17 protein-coding genes are annotated in these 25,942 nt (G+C 32.2%); 14 read left to right on the top strand and 3 right to left on the bottom strand.

The window, feature by feature from the left end:
* Positions 1–105: 105 nt before the first annotated feature.
* Both HMPREF2704_RS09475 and HMPREF2704_RS09470 read right to left on the bottom strand, forming a co-directional pair.
* Positions 106–405: a hypothetical protein gene (locus tag HMPREF2704_RS09475; RefSeq protein WP_021153279.1), complete on the bottom strand. Its 300-nt coding sequence runs from the start codon at positions 403–405 to the stop codon at positions 106–108.
* 152 nt (positions 406–557) lie between these two features.
* Positions 558–1,523: a phage integrase N-terminal SAM-like domain-containing protein gene (locus HMPREF2704_RS09470; protein WP_070846448.1), complete on the bottom strand. Its 966-nt coding sequence runs from the start codon at positions 1,521–1,523 to the stop codon at positions 558–560.
* Between the two features lie 878 nt (positions 1,524–2,401).
* Here HMPREF2704_RS09470 and HMPREF2704_RS09460 point away from each other — a divergent pair.
* The 8 genes from HMPREF2704_RS09460 (at position 2,402) to HMPREF2704_RS09425 (ending at position 13,933) form a co-directional block, all read left to right on the top strand.
* Positions 2,402–3,772 (top strand): hypothetical protein, encoded by a 1,371-nt coding sequence (locus tag HMPREF2704_RS09460; RefSeq protein ID WP_070846445.1) that lies wholly within the window; start codon positions 2,402–2,404, stop codon positions 3,770–3,772.
* 13 nt (positions 3,773–3,785) lie between these two features.
* A complete protein-coding gene (locus tag HMPREF2704_RS09455) occupies positions 3,786–4,745 on the top strand; it encodes a helix-turn-helix transcriptional regulator (RefSeq protein ID WP_070846442.1) in 960 nt (319 codons plus the stop codon).
* Positions 4,746–4,815: 70 nt separating this feature from the next.
* Positions 4,816–5,067, top strand: a complete 252-nt coding sequence (locus tag HMPREF2704_RS09450) for a hypothetical protein (RefSeq protein WP_070846440.1) — start codon at positions 4,816–4,818, stop codon at positions 5,065–5,067.
* Positions 5,061–7,697, top strand: a complete 2,637-nt coding sequence (locus HMPREF2704_RS09445; RefSeq protein ID WP_070846438.1) for an AAA family ATPase — start codon at positions 5,061–5,063, stop codon at positions 7,695–7,697. The genes HMPREF2704_RS09450 and HMPREF2704_RS09445 overlap by 7 nt, the downstream gene beginning before the upstream one ends.
* A gap of 17 nt (positions 7,698–7,714) precedes the next feature.
* The gene (locus HMPREF2704_RS09440; RefSeq protein ID WP_070846436.1) at positions 7,715–8,245 is read left to right on the top strand and encodes a hypothetical protein; all 531 of its coding nucleotides are present in this window, start codon (positions 7,715–7,717) and stop codon (positions 8,243–8,245) included.
* A gap of 90 nt (positions 8,246–8,335) precedes the next feature.
* Positions 8,336–12,319 (top strand): ATP-dependent helicase, encoded by a 3,984-nt coding sequence (locus tag HMPREF2704_RS09435; protein WP_070846434.1) that lies wholly within the window; start codon positions 8,336–8,338, stop codon positions 12,317–12,319.
* 34 nt (positions 12,320–12,353) lie between these two features.
* Positions 12,354–13,046, top strand: a complete 693-nt coding sequence (locus tag HMPREF2704_RS09430; protein ID WP_070846432.1) for an HAD family hydrolase — start codon at positions 12,354–12,356, stop codon at positions 13,044–13,046.
* Positions 13,047–13,600: 554 nt separating this feature from the next.
* Entirely contained in the window at positions 13,601–13,933 is a 333-nt protein-coding gene (locus HMPREF2704_RS09425; RefSeq protein ID WP_256318990.1) for a hypothetical protein, read from the top strand.
* A gap of 70 nt (positions 13,934–14,003) precedes the next feature.
* Here the strand turns inward: HMPREF2704_RS09425 and HMPREF2704_RS09420 are convergent, their stop codons facing one another.
* A complete protein-coding gene (locus tag HMPREF2704_RS09420; RefSeq protein WP_070846428.1) occupies positions 14,004–14,330 on the bottom strand; it encodes a helix-turn-helix domain-containing protein in 327 nt (108 codons plus the stop codon).
* A 160-nt stretch (positions 14,331–14,490) separates the two neighbouring features.
* Between HMPREF2704_RS09420 and HMPREF2704_RS09415 the strand changes: the two genes are divergently transcribed.
* From HMPREF2704_RS09415 to HMPREF2704_RS09390, 6 genes are all read left to right on the top strand, one after another.
* Positions 14,491–17,904 carry an SEC10/PgrA surface exclusion domain-containing protein gene (locus HMPREF2704_RS09415; protein ID WP_070846426.1) on the top strand — a complete coding sequence of 1,138 codons (3,414 nt, stop codon included), beginning with the start codon at positions 14,491–14,493 and terminating at the stop codon, positions 17,902–17,904.
* A gap of 101 nt (positions 17,905–18,005) precedes the next feature.
* Entirely contained in the window at positions 18,006–19,214 is a 1,209-nt protein-coding gene (locus tag HMPREF2704_RS09410) for a hypothetical protein (protein WP_176745647.1), read from the top strand.
* A 4-nt stretch (positions 19,215–19,218) separates the two neighbouring features.
* On the top strand, positions 19,219–19,878 hold the full coding sequence (locus HMPREF2704_RS09405; protein WP_070846422.1) for a hypothetical protein: 660 nt from the start codon (positions 19,219–19,221) through the stop codon (positions 19,876–19,878).
* Between the two features lie 15 nt (positions 19,879–19,893).
* The gene (locus HMPREF2704_RS09400; RefSeq protein ID WP_070846420.1) at positions 19,894–20,649 is read left to right on the top strand and encodes a hypothetical protein; all 756 of its coding nucleotides are present in this window, start codon (positions 19,894–19,896) and stop codon (positions 20,647–20,649) included.
* Positions 20,650–20,868: 219 nt separating this feature from the next.
* Positions 20,869–23,667 (top strand): DNA methyltransferase, encoded by a 2,799-nt coding sequence (locus tag HMPREF2704_RS09395; RefSeq protein WP_070846419.1) that lies wholly within the window; start codon positions 20,869–20,871, stop codon positions 23,665–23,667.
* A 78-nt stretch (positions 23,668–23,745) separates the two neighbouring features.
* Positions 23,746–25,617 (top strand): hypothetical protein, encoded by a 1,872-nt coding sequence (locus HMPREF2704_RS09390; RefSeq protein ID WP_070846416.1) that lies wholly within the window; start codon positions 23,746–23,748, stop codon positions 25,615–25,617.
* The last annotated feature ends 325 nt before the right edge of the window (positions 25,618–25,942 follow it).

The raw sequence follows: 25,942 nt of genomic DNA, 5'->3' as shown, positions 1-25,942 counted from the left end.
CCCCGCCAAGTTAGATCTTGGCGGGGATTTTTTTCTACAACAAAATAGACACTATAATTCTTTTGTTAGTTTTATGATATGCAGAAATTATAGTGCTATTTTAACCTAAATCCAATCATTGCCTTCAACTGGTGCATATGCCCACCAGACCCAAGCTAAACCAAGATCAGTAGCTTGGATAATATTATTTTGAAAAGTAATTAAATTATGATGAAGTGCAAAATCAATGTATTCATCTAGTTGATTTCTTCTATCAGCATAGCCTTCTTCAATTAATTTTGAGATTGATTCAGGGAAACTCACGTAGTCTAAAAAGCTAGTGAAGTAAGTATCGGTTATTAGTTTTTCACGAATTTCAAAATTTGAACCTTTGAATTCTCGTTGCAAATGATTTTTAATTGACATTCTTTTACTCCTTTTAAATTTATAGTATGTCAGAAAAATGTGTTAAAACTGTTAGCTATACAACAGCCTATATTTTGAGTATGCCATAAAAACGCAGAAAAACTGTTTTTTTCTGTATTTTTTCTTCATTTTTTAGTCGAAAATGAGATACTTTAAAGAATATAGTTGGTCACTGTAACGGATAGACGCCAGTGGGAAAGATGGAAGACCGAGACCGCCATCAAAGCTAAACGATTATATTTTGTAGGCAGGGCTGAATTTAAGGCTTTTTTATAGTTCGATCCACGAATTTTATAAGGTTCATCTCTTAGTTCATTAATGAAGTTTTTCTTTTGTTTCTCAAATTTCTTTAATGATTTATTTCTTAAATTTTGGTGGCCAACTTCCCAACGTTCTATTAAAAAATTTTTTAAATTCAGCTTGAATTTAGGATTGTCTTGGAGTTTCTTCAAGTAGAAGTAATAACACTTTCTTGCATGTTGAGCTCGCATCCCATGTAGATTGATTAGATTATTCATTTCTACATCTGTAAAGATATAATCATCCTCTTGTTTATTTTTAAAGGTATCGAGGACTACTGGAACATCTTGAGGAAGAATAAGTTGAGGTTGAAATTTTCCTCCCTTCCCACGCTGAACTAAAACATAGTAATTTCCATTATTATCTTTTCGAATATCTTTTCCTTTTAATTTTTTTAATTCGGATCTACGAATCCCAACTGCCCGCTGAAAATTAACCAGCCGAGAGAAGCGAGAGTCTGTTTCTTGATGTTTACCTTGTGAGTTTTTTGATTTTACACGACCTCGGATAATTTTGTCACTGGAACGCTTGTCTTTTCTAATGCGATTCATGTTGATATCAACTGCTTTGCAAATAGGTGCTAAATAAGTATGGATCGTAGCAACAGAGTATTGTTTTGGATCATCATTTAGATCTAGTTGGTATAGTTGAATTACTTCTTCAGTAATATCTGATTTTTTCTTAATATTGTGTTCTTTAGCCCACTTTGTGAAGCGAGTAATTGCTCTTTTATAGCTTGTCCTCGTTCGATTGTTTGTGATATTTTTTGAAGCTTCAATAAATAAATCGTGCTTGAGGGAATTTCTTTTTCTTGGCATTATACATTCCTTTCTAAAATAATTACATATTATTGGTAAACTGCCTCCCACCCTTTTTTAAAAGCTGGGTATGCTTTTGATACTTCCCATCGAGGCTAACTCTTAAAGTTTAATGTTTGCGATAGATTTTCAGTACTCACCGTGGTCTATGTTTGGAAGGATCATAAAGATGTCATTGCTTGTTCGAGCTTATAAAACTTTTCTATTTTACTTTTTTTAATTACATTATTTATTTACTTTGCTAAACTAGTTATTTTCTTAGTTTTTACTTTCTTTTTTACCTTTTTTATTTTACCTTAAACACGTTTTTTCTTTACTTTTTTATCTACTAAATGGTTATTCTTTACTTCATGTTATTCAGTAGAGAATAACCATTTAGATTTTCTTTCTTTTTTTCTTAGTTTTTTCCTTTGCAATGACTAGCATATGAGAAATAAGTACGTTAACCGTGCCCAGTAACAAACTTTCTCACCATATGTCTAATGGCTCTACTTGCTCAATTTAATTTACAATAATAGTATGCCATTTTTTTATAAAAATAAAAAAAAGAAAAACCCACTCGTATTGAACGGCGACCCAAAAGATAGACAGTAAAAATTTAACTTTTGGGGTCAGTGCATACATAGGTGGAAAGGTTTTTTCATTTTTCATTACATATTCTAGACATTCAATATTAGATTTTAGATGGTATATTTCATGCATTCTATATTTCTATCTTGTGAATTCAATAGTTCGTTTAGGGTAATATATAATATAGCAAATAGCTTTTTTAATATTTTCTTCTATAAAATTTTTAAACGTGGACATAATTTGTCTACAGTTAGTGTTATAATAGAGTTAAAGAAATAATATTATAGAATATAATGAGGATTAACTCAATGTCAAAAAAAATAATAAATAATACAGCAGAGATTCTAAATAAAAATAATGATGAACTAAAAAATCTCAAAGATATTATAAAAAATCTCTTTGAAAATGCATTAATAGAAAAAGATGAATCTGTAGATATTTTAGATAAAGTATTAAAAGATAAAGATGAATTTTTAAGGATATTTAACCCTTGGCAGAAAGACGAAGGTAAAATAATTAAAAAATTTGTAGATAACATTAATAACTCTGATTCTAAGAAAGATTTTTCTTGGTTGGATATTTTAGATGAAGATATTGATAAAAGATGGAAAAAAGATGCAGATGAAAAGTTTAAAAAAGAAATAAAAGAAAATAAAAAGAAATATACGAATATGCGTTATCAAATCCCAACTCATTTTCATGGAGATATTGACAATGCAGTGCTCTTCTATTGTATGGAAAATCCTCGAGGTTATGTTGAGGATTCGGATATGGATACATGGGCAGAAAAACAGATGCTTGGTAAGCAAACTATAGATGATTATTATAAATACACTGCGGAACTTAGGGATGAAACTTGGAAGAATGAAACAAGTCAAAAAATTATAAAAGAACGATATAATTTAAATGATTTTACTCCCGATTCAATTGAAAAAATTATTTATAGTAATAGTAAAGATGAAACTCCTTTAAGACGTGAATTGGAGAATATGTTTTTTAAAGAAAATAAGGAATTTTTTGAAGAAGAGTATATACTCAAAAAAAATAAGAATAGTAAAAAACCAGTACTGTCTGAAAAATACTATTATATTGCACAATATTATGCCCAATTATTAGATATAAATGGTGGAAATTTGAGTAAGTATAATATTAAATCCGAATATAAGGAGAAGGCTAAAGCGGAACGTGAGAAAGCTTTTAAAATTTCTGAAAAGATATGCAATGTTGAGATATATCCATTCTCTTCTTCTGAACCAAATTTAGATAAGAAAGGGATTGGAGATACAATTCTTCGTTATTCAGATTTATCTCGTCTAGGTGTTTACATTATATTGAGAAGAATTTATAAATACCTGGAAGATCTAAATGAAGCAAAAGAACCAGAAAAACCAGTTATAATTTTTCGTAAATATGATAGTGCTTGGGAAAAAATATTGTCTGAAGTGAAAGAAAATAAGAGTAATGATTTTAATACCGACGACTTTTTAGAAAAGCTAGAAGAAATTTTCTTTTACTGTCAGTTAAGTACACAGGGTGGAGGAATAACCTCTGGTAATGTAATCTCAGTTCATGACTATAAGGTTTTAAAAGATAAATACGAAAAGCAGAAGGAGTTAGCCTTTACAGAAATTTTGGACTTGATTACTAAAGGTGATACTGAAAAAGAGCAAAAAGACTAATGGGATGACTTATATGACAAAGACACAAGGAAAGGAACGAATACTAACAATCTTTCTTCGGTTACACGCTGGAAAGAGATTATCAAAAGCTCAATTAAAGGAGGAGTTTGGTGTTGATCCTAAATCGATTCAACGGGATATAGCTTTTCTTAGGGAAATACTCGAAGAAAATTCTCATTTAGGCTTAGAGATTGTATTCGATTCTTTAGACAATACTTACCGTTTGATTGGCAAAACAATCTTTAATAAAAAGGATATTTTGGTAATCTCAAAAATTCTTTTAGAAAATCGTGCACTAAACAAATCAGAACTATATTCATTACTCGAAGGCCTTCTAGCTTTACTCTCAATTAACGAAAAAAAAGAGGTAAATGCTATTATTAGTAGCGAGCTTCTAAACTATAAGTCATTGACTAATGATAGGGACAGAATTGACACGATTTGGAACTTATCGGAAGCTATTCGTAGGGAACGAATGCTCGAAATAGAATATAAAGCCCCGTTAAAAGATGCCAAAAGCCATATTATTTTTCCTGTTTCTCTCTATTATGATGCCCACTATTTTTATCTGGTTGCCTACCATTTGAAACACGAGAATTATACAACGTTTCGAGTTGATAGAATTGAGAGCCTTAGTGAATCTCATGTAAAGAAACCAGGGATTTCTTATGGGCGGAAATATCGTGATGGGGATGTACGAAATCAAAAGGTGGACGCTTTCGAGGGAAGAAAGATTAAAGTAAGATTGCGGTACACAGGGATTCCAGAAATTGTTTTGGATCAATTCCCAAACCATGAAATTCTTTCAGAAGAGAAAGGAAATATGATCATCCAAATTGAAACCCAAGATACACCAGGACTTAAGAGGTGGATTTTGGGACAAGAAGATGAAATCACAGTATTATATCCTCAAAGTTTAGCTGATAGTATACAAAATTCCTTAGAAAAAATATTAAAAAATTATAAAAAATAGAAAGACATGGACATATTTTGTCCATGTCTTTTTTTATAATTAAGTTACGAATTATAAAGGAGGTTAAGAAATGGGGAGCAAAAGAATTGAAGAGGATTTCGAAATTAAATGGTTAGAGACTTTTAAAGAAGTATCAGATTATCACTGTAATTTTTACGGTGGACAGATGATCTCATTATCTTTGTCAGATCTAAAAAAATTGGTAGAAGGTAAATTCCTTGCTTGGTCCTCTGGATTTGATGAATATTCAGAGGTATTGTATTTGAACGAAGATGCCAAAAAGGTGCTTAATAAAATTGTAAAAGGAGAAAGTTCATGCTAGAAAAAAATATTGTTAAATACAAAGTCAGTAGGCAATTAAAACTTGCGTTGGAACAATTAAATCATCGGATTATAAAAAAAGACTATAAGGTGATCGAAACACAGGATATTCTATTTTGTATATTAGACATTTGCGATACGGGGATGGGTTATGCTTTAGGATATTACTCTTTGACAAAAAGTAAGTTGTTAAAAGAGTATTCTAAAGGAAAATTTATTGGAAGTGAACAACGTTGTATTCTTGAAACCGACGAGTTAAAAGATATTTCTAAAAGGAGAGTGATGCATGAATGGATTACTTCATCACCTGTAGAAATTATTCAAGAGCCTTCTTCTACGTATTATCTTTCTGAGTGTGATGAATTTCCGATTTCTGAATATTTGAAGTTGATTTTTGATTTTGCTGAAGAGATGCGCCTACAGAATACTCCTGATGGTGTAATCGATTCTTATTGGCTTTTATCAGGAATTTCTCAAGAGCAGGAAACTAATGCGCATCAACTGATTTACAAACAATATTTGTCGACTGGTAGAAGTAGTTATTCAGAAGATGGCCTATTAGATGTCTTTACGAATTCATGGTTTCGATTTCGAGATTTATCTGATGGGAAGGCTGAAAGAGAGAGAGCTAGTAAAGAAAGAAGAGCAGCACATATCTCCTCCAAATTATCAAATCCAGACTATTCTATATTAAATGATATAGCAACAGATATAACTTTAAAAGCCCGAAATGGGGAGCTAATGGAGGTTGTTGGACGTGATGATGAAATTCGAAAGGTAGAGATTGCTCTCACACGTAGAGATAAAAATAATGTTGTTTTATTAGGTGATGGTGGTGTAGGAAAGTCTGCCATAGTTGATGGAATTGCGATGCGTATTGCTAGAGATGAAGTTTTGTCTCTAAAGGGTAAGAAAATACTTCAGTTTAGTTTAAATGACTTAAGTGCAACATTTGGAGTATTTTCAAGCGAGTGTATTAAAAGATTCATAGAAGAGATGAAACGGAAAAAAGACGTTATCTTATTTATTGATGAAGTTCATATGCTAGGAAGAGCAAAATACCTAACAGATTTGTTAAAACCTTTAATGGCACGTGGTGATTTCCGAATTATTGGAGCAACAACCCCTATGGAATGGAGTGCATATGTTTCAGGTGATACAGCTTTCGTACGACGCTTTGAAAAAGTAATTGTAGAGGAACCAAGTATCGAAGATACGATTAAAATTGTTGAGACGATAGCACCAGCTTATGAAAATTTTCATCATGCAAATTTTGAGAATGACACAATTGAGTTAGCAGTTAAATTAGCTAAAAAGTATCTCAAAAGGGAAAAACTTCCAGATTCTGCATTTACAATCATCGATAACGCTGGAGCCCTGGTTCGTATTGAAGCGAATCAAGAAGTTACTCTAATTAGAGACTATCAAAATGAAGTTGACGAATTAAAGAAAGAGTTGGAAATTGCACAAGGAATTGAATACAACGAGGTGGCTGTTGAAGAAATACGAAGAAAACTTAATCTTAAACTAAGTGAATTTCAGGGAGCACGTAATAATTTAACTTCTACTCACTATGATCTTAAAATTACAAAAGATGATATAAAAAAGGCTGTGGAACATAAAACTAATCTTAAGGTCAAAAATCAAGATATGAAGGTTGGAAAAGACGCAGATAATCAAGAGTTGCTCCGTCTTTCTAATTTAAAAAATATTTTGGCTGAGAAAGTTATTGACCAATCAGATGCTACAAATTCTATAGCGGAAGCTGTTATTCGTTCTAAAACAGGGTTTAGAAATCCTAAAAGACCGATTGGAGTCTTTTTATTTCTAGGTACTAGCGGTGTTGGTAAGACAGAAACAGCAAAAGTCTTGTCTGAGGAATTAACCGGATCTGTAGATGACCTCATTCGACTAGACATGTCAGAATATCAACAAGAACATGAAGTCTCAAAATTAATAGGCGCTCCCCCAGGTTATGCTGGATTTGGTAAAGGTGGAATTTTAACAAATGCTGTTAAAAGTAATCCAAAATCAGTTGTGCTACTTGATGAAATTGAAAAAGCTCACCCTAAAGTCTATGATTTGATGTTACAAGTTTTTGATGACGGTATTCTAACGGACGGTATGGGACAAAAAGTTGATTTTACAAATACGATCATTATTTTAACCTCTAACTTAGGTTTAAATGCAATTAAAAAGGATAAACGAGTTGGATTCACAATGGTTGAAACGAATGAAATTTGTGAACAGATTATTCGGGAACAAACGATGGAAGCAGTCCATAATTTTTTCCGTCCAGAACTTTTAAATCGTATTGATGAAATTGTGACCTTTAAACCTTTTTCGGAATCAACAATTCTTCGAATTACAAGATTGTTACTTGAAAAAGAAGTAGAGATTATTAAGGAAAGTGGATATGAACTTGAATGTACAGAAAAAGCAGTAGAATTGCTTGCTACAAAAAATTACGATCCTGAGAACGGTGCTAGGCCAATTCGGAGAGGTATTACTAAACTGATTGAAACTCCTCTGTCAGAGTTAATTATCAATAATCGTCTTAATAAGGGAGATAAGGTGATTGTAGATTCTGATGGGGTTGAATTAGTTTTTGAAGTTTTAAGTCAAAAATAAATGGAAGGAGAATGAGTATGGGACTTTCTTATGCACCACAGTATACATGGACGGAGCATTTTGTTCAAAGAGCTCAGGAACGATTCCAGGTGAGTACGGATTTACTTCCTAAATGGGTGGGGCGACAAATTGGCAGTTTAACAGTTTATGATTCGTCCGTTTTACAACAACCAGAAGCTAAAAAGTACATTTCAGATTATGGTGTCATCTTTGTATGTAATACAATTGAACAAAAATTTATTACTTGTTATGAAGCAAATGATATCCTTATGGAGGGAAATAAGGTTACCATTCATGAGTATAATGTTGACTCATTTAAGGAAGAAGTTGGAAATTTAGCAAGAAAGTATTACCTAAAGGATGCAAAGGAAATGTTGCTAAGTGTAGAGAGTCATTTGTATAAATTCCAAGAAATCTCTCAAAAAGTAATGTCTGGAAGACTGACTAGGCAAAATTACAATCTTATTGGAAACTTGATTGATGAATTTCATGCTATAAAATCTGCAATAAGAGTCATTGAAACAAGGAGAAGTGATTTTAAAATGTAATAGTCTTTCTATTTGTAAACGAATACAAATAGATTTATTACTATGTTATAATTATTTTAAAAGCGATGATTAGTAAGTAAGGAGAAGAAAATGGTAATGAAGAATTTTAAGGATATATATGAACAAGAATATCAAAAGTTGAATTCACAACAAAAAAGAGCAGTTGATACTGTAGAAGGGCCTGTGATGGTTATTGCTGGCCCTGGTACAGGTAAAACTCAGATTCTTTCTCGTCGAGTTGCCAATATTTTGACAAATTATCATACAAATCCAGAAGAGATTGTCTGTTTAACATATACAGAGGCAGGTGCATCTGAAATGTTGGATCGTTTGGAAGGATTGATTGGTGAAGAAGGACGCAACGTTAGAGTATCGACTATCCACTCTTTTTGTAGCGAATTGATACTAGAAAACTCTGATTTATTTGGTGAAGAGCCTAAAGTAATTACTACTGCAGCTAAGTATGAAATTCTCAAAGATATTATAGATGAGCATGTTACGGAAGAGAGTCCTTTATATAAAAATTCTGGGAATCGTTATTCTTCTAAAGAACAGCTATTAGAACTCTTTACAAGAATGAAACGTGAGAATCTAAATAAGGATGACTTCGAAAAAGAGATAGATGAATACTTTAAAATGATTGATTTATCTATACCTGGAGATGAGTTGTATAGTAAATTCAAGTATGCTAGAAAATATAAAGATAAGAAAGCTGGAGATTATAAAGAAGAACCATTAAAAAAATTACAAGAAAACATGAAAAAGTTACTTGCTGGAGTTGAAATTATTGAAAAATACAGCAATGACATTAGTGACCATAATTATTTTGACTTTGATGATATGATTCTATGGACCATTGAAAAGTTGAAGGAAGAAGATACTTTCCAAAGAAATGTCTCTGATGATATAAAATATTTGTTTGTAGATGAATTTCAGGATACTTCAGTTGTTCAGAATGAACTCGTAGATTTGTTAGTAAAAGGGAAAAAGAATCCAAATATTTTTGTTGTTGGAGACGATGATCAAAGTATTTATCGTTTTCAAGGAGTAAGTGCAAATAATATTCGAGATTTTAATAAAAAGTATCGACCTACGAAAATAGTTCTTGAGGAGAATTATCGTTCTTCTCAGGCTATTATTGATGCTTCAAGACAACTAATCAGTCATAATCCAAGAGTAGAAAAAGTTCTTGTTGCAGCTGGCGATAATAAAGATTATGATTATCAATTGCCAATCTTGAAATCGTATCCAAATGCAAAAGATGAAATGTTTGGTGTACTGAGTGAGATTAAAGAGTTGATTCAGTCGGGTGTATCTCCTCAGGAAATTGGAGTCATCTATGGAAGAAATTCCTATGGAGAAGAGTTTGCGAAGATTCTTCGTGATAATGGTATTTTCGTTCAAATGAAAGAAAATCAGGATTTATTCAAAGAACCTATCTTCAAAAAAATAATAGCTATTTTAAAATATCTTTGTCAACCATCAAGAGATATCAGAGCACTTCGCAATATCGTATATTTTGATTTTTTTGAGGTGGAACTCTCAGAAATCGCAAAAATACGGAATCTCAGGAAGGATGAAAAAATTTCTATTCCTTCCATAGCAGAAATTGATAAAAAACTAGAAATGATTCGAAAGAAAGTTAGTAGATCAGAGAATTACTTATCTCCTATGTATGTCCTAGGTGATATATTGAAAACTCTAGGAATTGACGAATATATTATGAAATCAAAAGAAAAATATCATTTGGTTTCAGTTCTAAATGAACTTTATAAGTTAATGTCAACAGAATGTCTGCTCCACCCTAAATTGACTGTAAAAGGATTTTTGAATCAATTATCGTCCTTACAAGAAATGAAGATTAGTCTACCAATTGAAGAAATTTCGGGTTCTCCAAGTAACTGTGTTCAATTAATGACAGCTCATGGTTCTAAAGGTCTAGAGTTTGAACATGTATTTATGATGAAATGTAATGATGGAAATAAAGGTGGAAAATGGCCAGGAGGTGAAAATAATTCGGGTAGATTCTCTTATCCACCAAGTTTAAATGGAAAAGTTGAGAATGAATCTCAACTAAAAGAAGAGGAGAATCGTCGCCTATTTTATGTTGCAATGACTCGAGCAAAGAAGGTTCTCCATCTCTCCTATTCTGATGATTCGGCTAAAACCCACTTTATTAATGAATTTGAGAATTTTATTGATCCACCGGAAGTGACAGAATCTTTCGAGGAATGTCAGTCTATAGACGAAATAGTAATACCAAAGTTTTCTGACGATATTCTGAGTGAAATTTTAGGTGAATTAAGTTTAAGTGTTAGTACATTAAATGCTTTTCTTAAATGTCCTTTGAGTTTTTATTTCAATAAGGGATTAAAATTACCATCTGAAACAAACGAAGCTATGGTATTTGGTAGCATCATTCACGAAGTATTAGAAAAAATATATATTTCTATGGATGATTCGCAAAGTTCAGAACTAACAGTAAAAACAGTTCTTCCTTTAGAAGAAGCTTTACAATTATTTGAGACAATCTTTGAAGAAAAATCTTATCAAATATCTTCAGATAGAATAAAGAAGGATGCTTATGTTAGAGGAAGAAATATTATTAAAAATCTATACAAGAAAGATGGCTACCTAAAAGATGGCGTAATTGCAGTCGAGCAGCATATCAAAGGAATTAAGCTAGGTAATATTTTGAACACCAAAGTTAATCTATCAGAAGTATCTGATATTGAGTTAAATGGAAAAATTGATAAAATTGAGTGCGAAGGTAATATAGTGCGTCTAATTGACTATAAAACAGGAAATGCTGAAAATGCTAGAAAGAAATTAGTACCTCCGAGTGAAAAAGAACCTCTCGGTGGTGATTACTGGCGCCAGGCTGTATTCTATTATATCCTCGTTTCAAATGCTGGTATCGATATTTCTGATAAAGAAATATTGGTTAAATATGTTTTTGTTGAGAATTCAACTAATGAGGATGGTTTCTCTGAAACCAATGATATACGAATCACTCAAAAGGAAGTAGATGTAGTACTCAGTCAAATTAAAGATGCTGTTACGAGGCTAAAACAAGGCGATTTCAATTGTGGCTGTGGATTGGTGAAAAAAGATGGAGATAATTTTGCTTGCGACTACTGCCTCCAAGCATTAGCTAACGTAGCTCCTAAATTTGATAATACCGTAGCCTTAGAGGTTGCGACCTATCAACAAGTACGAACCAACTATAAGAGTCTAAGTGTTAGCAAGTTAAATCATTTTTTAGGCTGTCCGAAAAGTATCTATTTTGATGATATTTTACAGTTATCTCAACCAGCTGGATTATCAGCGGGATCAAAAGAAAAGTCTGCAAAAGCAACAGCTAAACATGCCCCAACTGGTCCCGTGTTTGGTACTGCAATTCACGAAACTATGGAACAAATTTATAAAGAAGATTTACAATTGGAGGAAGCAATTGAATACTACGATAATTCATTGCACTTACATCAAGAGGAAATCATCGATATAATGTCCGTAGAAGAATTAAAAGAATATGGACATCACTTACTAACCAACCTTTTTGAACATTATATTCCTGATAGTTTAAAAGGGAAGAATGTCTGCTTAGAGAAAGAACTTCGTTTCAAATTAGGTGATAAGCACTTAATTAATGGAATTATTGATAAGTTAGAATTTGACAATGATCTTATTCGAGTAGTAGATTATAAGACGGGTTCTGCTCAGAGAGGTGTTGAAGAACTCGCAGTTGGACGTGATTATTGGCGTCAAGCAGTCTTCTATAATATTTTATTAGAGAATTCTTCTGAAATAGATACGACTGGTAAACGAATTGAAACTCAGTATATTTTCCTAGATGACGATAATGAAAAAGAAGGCTACTCAATCCATACTGTGAATGTTGCAAAAGAAGATATGGATTTGGTTCTGACTCAGATTCAAGAATTCTGGGACAAAGTGAATGTAGCTGATTTTACTGGTGGTTGTGGTAAAGAAGATTGTGATTATTGTCGATTGGGACAATTTGTAGATTTCCAATTGTTGAAAGAAAATGTAAAAGTACAATCAAATAATTAAAATTTATATGGTTTTTAGAAATTTAGGAGAATACATGAATCAAGAGATTGCTGCAATTTTTGATATTGATGGGACGATTTTTAGAGACTCTCTTCTTCTCCACCATATGGAGAAGTGTATTGCTTATGATGTTTTTCCAATATCAGTAGAGATGGAATTGAAACCTCATAAAAATGCTTGGCAAAATCGAGAATTAGATTATGATGATTATCTGTATACAGCATCTAAACTGTATACAAAATATATCTCAAATAAAGAAATTCTTGATGTTGAGTTTGTAGCCAAAAAAGTGATTGAAAAAGAAAGTAAAAAACTTTATCGTTTTACTCGTGATCGTATTAAATGGCATAAAAAACAAGGACATAAGATTATCTTTATTTCTGGTTCTCCTGATTTTCTAGTAGCAAAAATGGCGGAGAAATTGGGTGCTGATTTATGGTTTGCATCCCAATACTTAAATGATGGAAATAAGTATAGTGGTGAAGTAGTTCCTATGTGGGATTCAGAGTCTAAGAAGAAAATTTTAGAAGGGTTACCTTTTGATTTAGAGAATTCTTATTCTTATGGAGATACAACAGGTGACTTTACAATGCTTCAAATGACTGGGCATCCTACGGCTATAAATCCAAATCAAAAGTTATTGGATAAACTAAGAAAAGAGAGAGTAGAATGTAATGTTGTAGTTGAACGCAAAGATGTTATTTATTATATAACTGCCATTAGTTAAATATAAATCTAAAATTGAAGACGGAGGATAATAATATGGAAATTGATCGTTACTGTAATGATTGCTTAGGATACTATAGCTATGATGTTGATGAAACAGATAATTTTCAAAAATGCCGTTGGTGTGGTTCCGAAGACACAGAGGAAATATAAAGTTATTCTTGATAGATAAAAAATATTGTAAAACCTCCATCAGATTATGAACTGCAACCCAAAAACTAGGCGGTAAAAATTAAACTTTTGGAGTCAGTACCTTTTTTGAAAAATTCTATCTTTACTTTTACAAAAAAATGGCATAATAATAATGAAGATAAAAAAAGGCAGTGGTGAACTGTCTTTTTTTATTTCTCAAAAAAGGAGGTAGCAGATGATCAAGCCAAATCATTTAATAATAATATTAAAGAGAGTAAGACCACCGTAAAACAAAGGAAATAAATCTTAAAAAAATAATAATTAGAGGTAAAATTTATGAAGATTTACAAACAACATGTGATTAATTTAACTCAACAATATCTTACAGAGTTAATTAATCACAATGAAGAAGTCAATATTAGAATGTTTTATTCAACATTTGAAGAGGATCAGTATATCTCAATCTTGAATGATCAAGATCAAGAAGTATCATTCAATTTTGTAAATGATAATATTGAAATTGAATTGATTGATCCATTGTGTGAGAAAATTTTGATTACATTTGATACTGTAGAACGGACAGCCAAAGTTCATCAAGTAATTAAATTTCTCTTAGATTTGTTATTTAGATTCAATTGGCATGAGTCAGTCGCAGCATTATCAGTTGCAGATTTCTGGGAATTGATCAAGAATTACGAGGAAGACAAGCTCGATATGACGTTTGGTTACCCAAGAATCGCAGGCTCCAATAGCTAATAGCCATATTTTTACGTACAAAAAGAGTGGGAAAGGAATCGTTTTTATACTTATCCTTTTCCACTCTTTTTTATTTTGTCTCGTTAATTATTGTATTAATAGCTGAAATGACTTTATGTTGTTTGTACTCTGGTAAAGATTTGATAGTGTCAATAAGCTGTGCTAATTCAGTACTTTCTTCCTTAAGCGTTAAATCGAAAAAAGTTTGTAGATCAACATTTAACGCTTCTATAATTTTCTCAAGCGTACTAATTTTTATATTGGGTTCTAAATTTTCCAGCTTATAGGCATAATTGGTACCAAGATCTGCTTTTTCTTCTAGTTGTTCCTGTGTCATTCCTGACTGTGTTCGCAAAATCCGTATTCGTTTGCTTATATACTTTTGTAATTCTGACATTGCTCACCTCTTAAGACTATTTTACAGCCTTATAAGGTTAGGTTCTAGTTCTCAAAAGGTTGGATACATCTTTACAAAGTTGCTAAAATATAGTATAATTCGGGTGTTTATAATTATATAGTGATAATTTGCTCAATACTCTATCATAAAGGTGGGAATTATGAAAAAGAAAACGATCAAAGCAACTGTATCTGCTGTATCAATAGCTACAGCTTTTGCGGGAATTTCTGTTGTACAAGCGGATGAAGTAACTGAAACTCAGCCGAATGAGTCAACATTAAGTGTTGAATCTACGACTCCTTCGACTACAAATATAAAACAAGTAGACGGAGTATTTGTACATAATGGAGTTGCAACTGTAACGAAAACGCCAACTGCGGAAGTTGTAGAAGAAGCAAGAACGATCAAGGAAAAAGCGGATCAATCGGTTTTAAATCAAGAAAGTGCATTAGTAAACGCTAAGGATTCGGAAGCAACCGCTGCATCAAAAGTTTCCGAGGCAAATGTAGACTTAAAGAATGCTGAAGCAAATAAAGAATCAGCTACGCCTGAAAAAATTGAAAAAACCAAGAATGAAATATCAGAAGTAAAAGCTGATATTGAGAAAAAGGAAACATCACTAAATGATGCATCTGATAAAGTTCTAGAAGCTGAGAAAGAACGTAATCAGCAATCAGAGGTTATTAAAAACGATCAAGAAAAAATTTCAGAGCAAGAAAAGAAAGTTTCGTCAGCTGAGGTAGCAGTAGCAACTGCACAAAAAAATCTTGATGGTACTGGAGCATCGGAAATCATTGCTGAAAGAGACAAAGCAAAAAGTGATGTAGCTGAAAAAGAATCAGCTGAATCAGCAGCGAAAGAGGCTTTGGAAAATGCCATCAACGAAGACAAAAATAAAGCCGAAGAACTCAGTAAAGCTTCTGCTGATGAAAAAACGCAACTTAGTGCTAGTCAAGTTTCTGCCAAACAATTAGCAGATGCTAAAAAGGTTGCAGAAGAAGCAGCAAATGCATTAGTGAAGGCTAAAAAAGAGAAAGAAACTGCTCAGAAAGTTTTAGACGGTACCGGCGTTGAAGAGATTGTAGCAGAACGTGATGCTGCTAAGAAAAATTTAGATGCTAAAACAGCAACTGAAAATACAGCCAAACAAGAACTTGATCGTGCCAAAGAAGCGGATGATAAAAAAGCTACTGCACTAAAAAATGCAAAATCTGTTGAAGCAGATCAAATAAAGAAAAGCCAAGAAACGGCAGCAAATTTGTCATCTGCTGAGGAAAAGCAAAAACAAGCACAAGAGAATCTAAAGAAAGCTAAAGAAAATAAGGTTTCAGCACAAAGTAATCTTGATGCTTCTGAATCACAACTTGCCCAAACAATCGCAAATCGTGATAACAAAGCAAATGATTTAGCAAATAAACAAAATAGTAAGATCAGTGCAGAAGAAGAGCTCAAAACAGCTAAAGAAAATGATGCTAAGAAAGCTTTGGAAATTTCAGCTTTAACTACTAAGAAAAACCAAGAAAAGGCAAAAGTAAATCAAACTTCAAATGAGCTAGCGAGTGCTAAATCAGCAGCTCAGGAAGCAAAAGAGAATAAAGAGAAGGCTGATCAAGCGGTTGAGACACTCAACAAACAAATTTCTGCGATTAAGAACCTTACTATTCCTCAGTTGCCTCAAGATGTCATTGACGCCTATAAAGCTTACCTAGCTGACGATTCAGATGCAAATAAAAATGCATTAAATGACGTTATTCAAAAATGGTTCACAGGTAGTAAATATGATTTTGGAACTCCAGAAACAGAATATTCCCCTGAACACCAAAATATTGTTATCAAAGGTTGGCCAAATAAGGATATTGTTTTGCCTATCGATGACTCAGAAGTCGATTTGGATAATCTCACAGATAAACAGATTGAAGCTTTGAGTCAATATTATGCACTTCTTGCAAATAATCTTCAAGATCAAGTTTGGGGTAGTCACCATTATATTGTCACTGAAGAATCAGTTCAGGGTGTCAAGAACATTGCAAAAGCCTATGCCGAAGAAAATAAACCATATAGCACAAGTCACAGCGATACTGCCCTAGCGAAAGATGGATTAGATTCCATCGTATGGACTGGAGAAAACATGAGTTTTGATAATACTTTGCTGGGTTATGGTGCGTATTATTCAGAAGCTAAAGAAACTCGTAAAGCAACAATGTCTCAATTGTATCGCGAGGTATATGATGCTGTAATTAGTTTTATGACAAATGATGTTCGTGCTTATTTTGGACACATGAAACTCATGATCGGGCAGAAAGCTCCTACAAATATTCGGGCAATTGGAGCTGCAAATAGTTTCACACCAAGTGGCGTTGGGCGTATGCACTTTATTGAATTTAAGGGTCAGGACGCTCATCTTGAATATGTTAAGGATGAACAAACTGGAGAATATCATTTTGTAAATGTTGATGATTACTATGATAAAGGGATTGCTAAACCTCTAGCTACTCCATTTGATACTTCAAAAATGGAAGATGAATTAACAGCTGCTAAAGCTAAGCAGACTACAGCAAATACGGCAAATGATTCTGCACAGAATCGTTTGGAAAAAGCTAAATCAGAAAATGATTCAAGTACAAAAGCTCTCAAAGAAACGACAGAAAAATTAGATGCTTTGAAAGCTACTCCTGACCAAACACCTGCAGCTACTACTAAATTGGATAACGCTACGCAAAATTATAATGAAGCACAAATCCAATTTAATAAGGCTCAAGATGCACTCGATCAATTAAATGCTGATATTCAAAGCAAGCGCCAAGCTTTAGCAAATGCAAAAGATAATTTAGACCATGCCACAACAGCAGAAGTAAAAGCTAAATCTGATCTTGAAAAAGCAAAAGTAGAAAATCAAAATGCAAATGAAAATCTGAAACAAACTCAAAAACTAGTGGTAGAATTGATGTCAGTTTCTGATCAAACTCCAGCTGCACAGAAGAAATACGACAATGCAAAACAACTAAAAGAAGAAGCAGAACTCAGAAACCGTCAGAATAAAGTTGAAGAGTTAAAAGCTAAAGAAAATCAAATTAAGGATGAAATTTCTAAATTAAAGACTAACTTAGTCACTTTAGAAACACTTTTGGATCGTCTTGAAAATGCTGATGCATATTTGAAAAAAGCAAAAGAAGCTTATGACAATGCAGTTGAAGAGCATCGTTTAGCACTTAAAAATGTAGCAAGAGAGGAAGCTAAACTTAAATCACTTCTACAAGATCAATTGGATGCAACTGCACAATATGAAGCTGTACAGCTTGCTTACCAAAACGCTCACAAACAACTGACGCAATATACGAAGTTATCAAATGAAACTAAATCAATTGGAAATCAAAATGAAGATCATAAAATTTTTGATCTTAAAAATAAGGTTACTTCTCAATCTGATCACTATGACTATCGAGGTTCAGTAACCGGATATAACCCTCAACGTTCGTTACCAAATACTGGTTCTCAAAGTGGATTAGTATTACTTGGCTTAGGAGCGATGCTTATGGGACTGTCTGGAATCAAATTGCGCAAAAAAGGTGAGTAAAATTAAGAGTAATCTATAAATAGATTTATAGGCTGGAGGAAATAGAACCTTTTAAGGTGATCTCCCTCAGCCTTTTACTTTAATAATGAACATAGGAGTATATGATGGATAAAGAGCAATGGATTGAAATATTTAAAGAGATTAACGACCGTGTACCAACAGAAGAAGAGATTCAAGCTGGTGTTCAATCAGGAGAAATAATAGTATCAGATTTATCGGCTATTTCTAAAGTTAATGACAGTGAAAGCAATGCTACGCCACAGGTTCAGCCACAAGTAGAGTTGAACGAATACGTTTCACAAAATGTTGTGGAAATACAAAATGATCAAAATGCTATATTTTGTAATTCGTGTGGAACAAAGAATTATGGAAATAATAAGCAATGTAGTGGTTGTGGGAAATCTTTAGAACAGAAAGATCAAAATATAATTCACTCTATCATAAAAAGATTTAATGTTCTTAACTATTTAAAATATTGTTTTGATACACAAAGATGGGGGATTCTAATATATTTCACGATTGCAATATTTTTGGAAACATACTATGGTGAGGGAATTGTTGGACTAATAGCTTTATTATTTACAGAATTTTTATTATCAAATACCGGTCAATCCTTAATTTGTTGGATTGTTGGTGCGAAGAGGATAGATAGAAGTGATTATCAAGAAAAAGTTCAACAACCTGTCAATGAGATTATTCAAAAGGCGCGTCAAAAAGGTTTAAACTTACCAGATAATATTGAAATCCGCATGATTCACAATGATGTGCCTGCTGCCTACGCAATAGGTATGAACAAAATTATTGTTACTGATAGCTTACTTGAAAATCCATATTTTTTAGAACCAAAAATTATGTTTGAGCTCCATCGAATCCATAATATGGCTCCAAATCTTTTACCTGTAGTGGTTGGTTCAAATATCATTTTAATTATTGTCTTACTAATTTTATTAATAACAACACTATTTGGAGGCTTTAAAAAAAATTATGGAGACAGCAGAAACTCATTTTGGTCAGGTAGTTCTGAAACAAAAGAAGGAGCTATTCTATTTTATGGTTCGATAATATTAATAGTTGCATTAATAAGTATCTGTTTATTGTTTGTAAAATCAATTGTAAAACGTGACGCATATCTTTCAGACCAGTATATGGCTTCGATTGGATTTGGGGAAATTCATTGTTATTATATCGATACTGTATCTGAGGAAGATGGATCTTTGGCTAAAGGATATTGCGAGTTAGGATATCCGTCTAAAGATAAACGTATTAGTATTTTACAAAATAATTATCATGTAAGATATACAGGGGTGTGAGATTATGAATAAAGAAGAATGGCTATCTCAATTTGAAGAAAAATTTAAACGCAAACCAAGTCCAGTGGAATTTTTTACTGCAAAGAAAAATAATGAGTTTGAAGTAGAAAATTTAAATGCTGAAACTACTCCTATTACAGAAGTTGTCTTTAATAGTATCGAAGAACCTAAAGAAAAGATGAATGATGAAGTTGAAGTAAAAAGTGAAACTTCTGAAAATATTATCCCTGATGGAGACTATGTATCACCAAACAATAATAGTCACGGTGAAGAATATGTCCCACCATACAATAGTGAGGTCAGGGAAGAATATAACTTTTGTGCTAAATGTGGCACCAAAAACTTCAAAACTAGTGAATACTGTGTTTCCTGTGGCTCAAAAATTAACAGTAATAATCTTCAAAAATCCTTTTTATCTGATATCTCAGAAAAATTTTTTGAAGTTAGTTCTAAAGCTGGAAAGAAAACAAAGGAATTAACTCAATCAATTCAAACCAATACTCAACTGTATAAAGAGAATAAAAAACGTGAAAAATTAATTTTGACACTAGGAAATGCCTATTATGAAAGTAGAAAAAATACTATAGATGATCCTTTTTCAGAGTTAATAAACGAGATAAAAGAAATCGATATCTTGATTCAAAATATGAAGAATTCGGAATAAATAAGGATTAATATTATGAAAAATTTATTGAAGATAGTAATAATGATTTTAGGATTATTTTTTTCATTTCAGATATCTAATGTGTACGCTGAAGAAACAGGACCTCTTGTTGTACAAGGGATTGTCCAAGAAGGTTATAAGTTAGAAGTAGTCGTTCTTGTAGTAAAAGCAGATACCGAAGAGGTTGTTAAAACATTAAAAATTAATCCTGAAAATAATTGGATGCAAGAAACAAGAGTTCCAGAGGGTGAATATAGAATAAGAACATATATTGAAAATTTAAGTCCTAGAGCTACGACAAAACAAAAAGCAACTTATATGGTAAAAAGGGTCACTAAAAATCCTTCAAAAACAGAAATACCTTGTTTTGTTGTTATGGAAGGAGACGAAAAATTTTTATCAGCATATTATGGATTAGTTGATTTTCAAAGAAAAGACGGTAGTTTCCTTAAAGGAAATTTTAGCGAAAATGAAATGAATCAATACTATCAAGAAGCAATAGGATCTCAGACTGGAATGCTAGGTTCTAGTCAAAATAATAAAAATGATAATGATAAAGACATTAAAAAAGATAGAGATAGTGATAAAAATGATTCAATAAAACCAAAAAGTAGCAAAGAAAGTGAAAATAAAGCAGGTGGAAAAGAATCTATTAATAACATAAAAACGAATGGAAATAGAATAGAATTTCCTCTCTTCATTATTGTAATGCTTTCTGTTGTTTTAATTTTTCTCTTGATAATTATTAAAAGAAGTAATATTAAACGTTAGTCTATACTTCTTATGGATCTTTGTGATTAGATTTATAATATAGAGAGGAAACTTTGTAAATAAAGAAGCCCTGCAAGAAACTTCATAATGGAAGCTTTCTTGTGAGGCTTTATTTTTATATTTACAGAAAGAACAGCAGATTTAATCAATATCTAGTAACATAAAATAATAACTAAATATGGTATAATAACGTTATAAATTAAGGAAGTATTTTTTGATATGAATATAACTGAACAAAAGAAAAAAGCGAAGGAATTTATTAAACGCTGGGAGAATCGCGGAAATGAACGCCAGGACAGTCAATCATTTTGGCTTGATTTGCTTCAATCTGTGTATGGTGTAGAAAACCCTACAGAATACATTACATTTGAAGACAAGGTTAAGATGGACCACACAAGTTTTATCGACGGGTTTATTGATACTACTAAGGTGTTAATTGAGCAGAAGGGTGCAGATAAGGACTTAAACCAGGCAATTAGACAATCAGACAACACCTTATTAACTCCTTTTCAGCAAGCTAAACGATATTCAGCCAATCTACCTTACTCTAAACGCCCACGTTGGATTGTAACTTGTAATTTCAAAGAGTTTTATGTTTATGATATGGAACAACCAAACGGTGAACCGAAGGTCATTAAACTTGCTGATTTAGATAAGGAAGCTTATCGCTTAGAATTTTTGATTGATAAAACAAATGAACATCTAGAACGTGAGATGAAGGTTTCTATTGAAGCTGGAGCAATCGTTGGAGAGATTTACGAGGCCCTTCTTAAGCAGTATATTAATCCAGAGAGTCCAGATAGTCTTCATGCCATCAACCAACTTGTTGTTCGTCTGGTGTTTTGTCTTTACGCTGAAGATGCAGGTATTTTCGGTCATCACATGATGTTTCATGATTACCTTGCTCGTTTCAGTAGTCGTGATTTCCGTAGAGGGCTTATAGATCTTTTCTCAATCTTGGATACGCCGATTGAGGAACGTGACCCATACTTAGATGATGAACTACTGGCTTTCCCTTACGTAAATGGGGGGATGTTTGCCGAGAATAAGTTGGAAATTCCAAACTTTACGGAGGAGCTTCGTGAGCTAATTCTAGAGCACGCATCATCTAGCTTTGACTGGTCAGAAATCAGTCCAACCATCTTTGGAGCGGTATTTGAATCAACCCTTAACCCAGAAACACGTCGAAGTGGTGGAATGCACTATACTTCGATTGAAAACATCCATAAAGTTATTGATCCACTCTTCCTAGACGATTTAAAAGCTGAACTAAACGAGATTCGCCAGTTTAAGCAATTTAAAACGGTTGAACAAAAAGCCAAACAGTTTCAATCTAAATTATCTAGTCTTGTATTCTTCGACCCAGCTTGTGGTTCAGGTAACTTCCTTACAGAAACTTACATATCTCTCAGACGCTTAGAAAATGAAGCTATTAAACTTTATATGGGGGATACAGTAGCATTAGACTTAGGGCAAGACCTTGTTAAAGTTAGGCTAAAACAATTCTATGGTATTGAGATTAATGACTTTGCGGTTTCTGTTGCTAAAACAGCTCTTTGGATTGCAGAAAGTCAAATGTTGGAAGAAACCAAAGACATTGTCTTTGCGAACATCGATTTTCTACCACTTAAATCTTACACTAATATTGTTGAAGGAAATGCTTTAGAAATTGATTGGGAAACTGTTGTACCAAAGGAAAAGCTAAACTATATAATTGGGAATCCACCATTTTTAGGATATTCTTTACAATCTCCGGAGCAAAAAGCTAATCTATTGAGTGTTTATGTTGACGAAAATGGGAAACCGTATAAGACAGCTGGGAAAATTGATTTTGTATCAGCATGGTATTTTAAGGCGAGTCATATTATGCATAATACTTCTATTAGAACTGCCTTAGTATCAACAAATTCTATCACTCAAGGGGACCAGGTAGCAAGCGTATGGGAGCCGCTTTTTAATCGTTTTAACATTCATATTGATTTTGCACATAAAACATTTAAATGGAATAGTGAAGCTAAAAATAAGGCAGCTGTTCATTGTGTAATCATCGGTTTTTCATCAATAGAAAATCCAAGGAAAAAGATTTTATTTGATTCGAATGGCGCTGAATTTGTTGATGAAATTAATCCTTATCTGATAGAAGGTAAAACAACTTTTATTGAAAGCAGAAGTACACCAATTTGCGATGTAATATCTATGACCTCTGGAAACCGTGCAGCAGATGGAGGACATTTACTGTTCGATTCTTATGAAACAATGATAGACTTTGTAAAGAAAGAACCTAAATCAGAAAAATATATTAGACCTTTAGTAGGAGGCACTGAGTATATAAATAATAAAAAAAGGTTCTGTCTTTGGTTAGTGGATGCCTCTCCTAAGGAATTACGTTCAATGCCTCTTGTTATGGAACGAATCGAACGATGTCGTCAAGCCAGAATGGAGGGTGCATTAGACAGACAAAAATTAGCAGACACTCCTCATCTGTTTAGAGAACAAAAGCAATTAGAAAGTTACTTAATAATACCTAGTGTATCTTCTGAAACCCGTAGATATATTCCAATTGGATTTCTAGATGGCCATAGTATACCACTAGCCCCAATTTTAATTTTACCAAATTCATCTCTCTACGATTTTGGTATTCTAACTTCAAATGTTCACATGGCTTGGATGCGTACTGTCGCAGGACGTCTTGAAATGCGCTATCGTTATTCTGCAAAAATAGTTTATAACAACTTCCCTTGGCCAGAAGTAACTGATGCGCAAAAAGCAAAAATTTCTGAAACTGCTAAGGCTATTCTCGATGCGCGTGCACTGTACCCGGATAGCTCGTTAGCTGATCTCTATGATGAATTAACTATGCCTGTTGAGTTAAGAAAAGCTCACCAAAAAAATGACAGAGCTGTTATGGAAGTCTACGGTATGACAAAAATAGTCGATGGAAAGAAGACTTGGTTAACCGAAAGTGAAACAGTTGCAAGATTGTTTGAGATGTATGAAGATATAACTAAAACCAAATAACAAAAAAGTCTTCAGGATATACTCAATTATTTTAAGTATCGCTTAGGTTCGTACAAATTTAAAAAGGAAATTTCAGATATGCAAAAGCAAAGATTTTATGCTCCAAACAATGTAATAGAGCCGTATCAATACGATATAGCTCAGAACTACATTGAAGTGTATCAGCCATCGACGGAAATTAATGATTTAATAGAAACTTATTTAATCCTGAAATTAATTAAAAGAGAAAATGAATTTTCTAAATTCAAATATCTAATTTCAAAATTTCAAAACGATATATCCACGAATTTCCCAATTAGCATTTTTGAAATAAACTATGATAGCATTGAAATTTTTTATAAAGATATCTTCTGGGAATTAGTATTATACTTAGGAAAAATTAATAAAGATGATGCTGCCCAGTTTGAATCATACATTAAAAAATATAACATCCGGACAATAAATCTTAAAATTGTTACAAAATTGATTGATCTATTCCCACAAGTTGTTAAAGAAAATTTTCTCTCTTTATCTAGAAATATAGAATTTTTCCTAGATCATCAATCAGGAAAATTTACAGATTCTAATAATGGTTTATTTATTAAATTAGGTATTACAAATGAAGAGATAAATAATTTAGCAAAAGACTATTGTCAGTTAGATAATAGTAACCCTAACTATCTACAATCAATAGTTGATTATAAAAAATTAAGCAGATATGAGTTTGATAAGGAAATTAAGCTTTTGGCGAAAAGAACTATTGAAGAATTAATTGAAAAAAATTCGGATACAAGTAAGACATTACAGTATTCTCAATCCATTAGTATTGAGAACTTAGAAGCTGATAAGTTATTTCAGTTAGAAAAAGATAAAATTGTTCTTAACAAATTGTTACTGGATGAATATCATGATTTCCCAACCTTATTAAATAACTATATTTATTTTATCGATTTCTTTAATTATGAAATAGGATTACCATGGCTGATTGCCAATGATGAAATATTTGATTTCTCACGTTTCTTTTCTCCAAAATCAAATGCTAATTTTAAAGATTTTCATCCTCAATTAAAAGCTACGTTTAGTTTGCTATTTTTGGCATATTTTGTTTATTTGAAAAAAAATGGCTTTGATATTGAAAAAATTGTTGAATGGTACTTTAGTACTTACTTAAAAGATGAATTAAATATAGTGGGATTCCGTTTTCATGCTTCTAACCAAGATTCTTCTTTCTATGAAAGAGGTAAGTGTATAATCAGTGAAATGGATGGTATCTTAGACCAGTATGAATTATTTTTTAAAACGGGAAAAATTGACCCAGAGTTATTAGAGATTAAATCCAGTATTCCTTCTTATGCTACATTAAAATCATTTAATGAAAAGAAATTTATTAAATTAAACAATACATATAATAATTCTGCGTTGTTCTCTGCGCTTTTTTCTGATCAAAGTCCACTTAGCTTCATTTCATCGAAAAATGAACATAAAACCTTCTTCAAACATATAAAAGAAGGTGTGAAGATTACAGATTTTGATGATTATCAGATAAGACAAATAAATATTCTAATAGAAAAGAATCTTTTAAAACTATCAAACGATGTAATAAAATTTTCAAACTTTCAAGAAATTTACATTTTGAATAAATTATGGAAGACAGGTACATATTGTCTATACTATAAAGATAAAATGATACTAGATATTGCAGAAGATCTTTGTAAGAAAGGGTATTGTGAATACTCAGATAATCTTTTTTCTGAATATGAAAGTAATTATTTATCTTATATTTTGGATGATAAAAAATATGGCAATGGATTAAAAATTAGAAATAAGTTTTCTCATGGTAAATTTGGATATAAAAGAGAAGAAGAACATTTACAAAATTATTTAGAGTTGCTCCAAATAGTCATTTTTTATGTTATAAGAATTAACGATGAGTTAGAATTTTACAAATCTAAACAATCTAAGTGTTTGTAAAAATCATCTATACTATATAAAAAAAATACATAGTGTATTTTCCTTCAATAACCATAAAAGATTAAATCGCAACAAACCATGGTAATGTCGCTTTCTTGTAGTATAGCCCGGCTACGTGGAGATTAGATGAACAGAATCAAGATAAGGCGAAATGATCGACAAAAACAAATGGATTTTACTAATATTTCTAAAAAATCTTTATCACTATAGCTGATAAAGAAATATACCTCCTAGGAGATTTTTGAATTATCACACACCATAACAAGTTTTTATGAGTCAGGTGAAAGTGTATAGCTTAATTTGACAAATGAGGTTTTAAAAAAGG

This window comes from Streptococcus sp. HMSC076C09 (genome assembly GCF_001837905.1).
GTDB classification, from domain to species: domain Bacteria; phylum Bacillota; class Bacilli; order Lactobacillales; family Streptococcaceae; genus Streptococcus; species Streptococcus parasanguinis_I.
Note: the sequence above shows the minus strand (reverse complement) of the source record. Positions and strands in the feature narration are given on the sequence as shown.

Bases quoted from the DNA above. Each gene is read 5' to 3' on its own strand.
- HMPREF2704_RS09475 (WP_021153279.1), bottom strand. From the start codon at position 405: ATGTCAATTAAAAATCATTTGCAACGAGAATTCAAAGGTTCAAATTTT.
- HMPREF2704_RS09470 (WP_070846448.1), bottom strand. From the start codon at position 1,523: ATGCCAAGAAAAAGAAATTCCCTCAAGCACGATTTATTTATTGAAGCT.
- HMPREF2704_RS09460 (WP_070846445.1), top strand. From the start codon at position 2,402: ATGTCAAAAAAAATAATAAATAATACAGCAGAGATTCTAAATAAAAAT.
- HMPREF2704_RS09455 (WP_070846442.1), top strand. From the start codon at position 3,786: ATGACAAAGACACAAGGAAAGGAACGAATACTAACAATCTTTCTTCGG.
- HMPREF2704_RS09450 (WP_070846440.1), top strand. From the start codon at position 4,816: ATGGGGAGCAAAAGAATTGAAGAGGATTTCGAAATTAAATGGTTAGAG.
- HMPREF2704_RS09445 (WP_070846438.1), top strand. From the start codon at position 5,061: ATGCTAGAAAAAAATATTGTTAAATACAAAGTCAGTAGGCAATTAAAA.
- HMPREF2704_RS09440 (WP_070846436.1), top strand. From the start codon at position 7,715: ATGGGACTTTCTTATGCACCACAGTATACATGGACGGAGCATTTTGTT.
- HMPREF2704_RS09435 (WP_070846434.1), top strand. From the start codon at position 8,336: ATGGTAATGAAGAATTTTAAGGATATATATGAACAAGAATATCAAAAG.
- HMPREF2704_RS09430 (WP_070846432.1), top strand. From the start codon at position 12,354: ATGAATCAAGAGATTGCTGCAATTTTTGATATTGATGGGACGATTTTT.
- HMPREF2704_RS09425 (WP_256318990.1), top strand. From the start codon at position 13,601: ATGTTTTATTCAACATTTGAAGAGGATCAGTATATCTCAATCTTGAAT.
- HMPREF2704_RS09420 (WP_070846428.1), bottom strand. From the start codon at position 14,330: ATGTCAGAATTACAAAAGTATATAAGCAAACGAATACGGATTTTGCGA.
- HMPREF2704_RS09415 (WP_070846426.1), top strand. From the start codon at position 14,491: ATGAAAAAGAAAACGATCAAAGCAACTGTATCTGCTGTATCAATAGCT.
- HMPREF2704_RS09410 (WP_176745647.1), top strand. From the start codon at position 18,006: ATGATGGATAAAGAGCAATGGATTGAAATATTTAAAGAGATTAACGAC.
- HMPREF2704_RS09405 (WP_070846422.1), top strand. From the start codon at position 19,219: ATGAATAAAGAAGAATGGCTATCTCAATTTGAAGAAAAATTTAAACGC.
- HMPREF2704_RS09400 (WP_070846420.1), top strand. From the start codon at position 19,894: ATGAAAAATTTATTGAAGATAGTAATAATGATTTTAGGATTATTTTTT.
- HMPREF2704_RS09395 (WP_070846419.1), top strand. From the start codon at position 20,869: ATGAATATAACTGAACAAAAGAAAAAAGCGAAGGAATTTATTAAACGC.
- HMPREF2704_RS09390 (WP_070846416.1), top strand. From the start codon at position 23,746: ATGCAAAAGCAAAGATTTTATGCTCCAAACAATGTAATAGAGCCGTAT.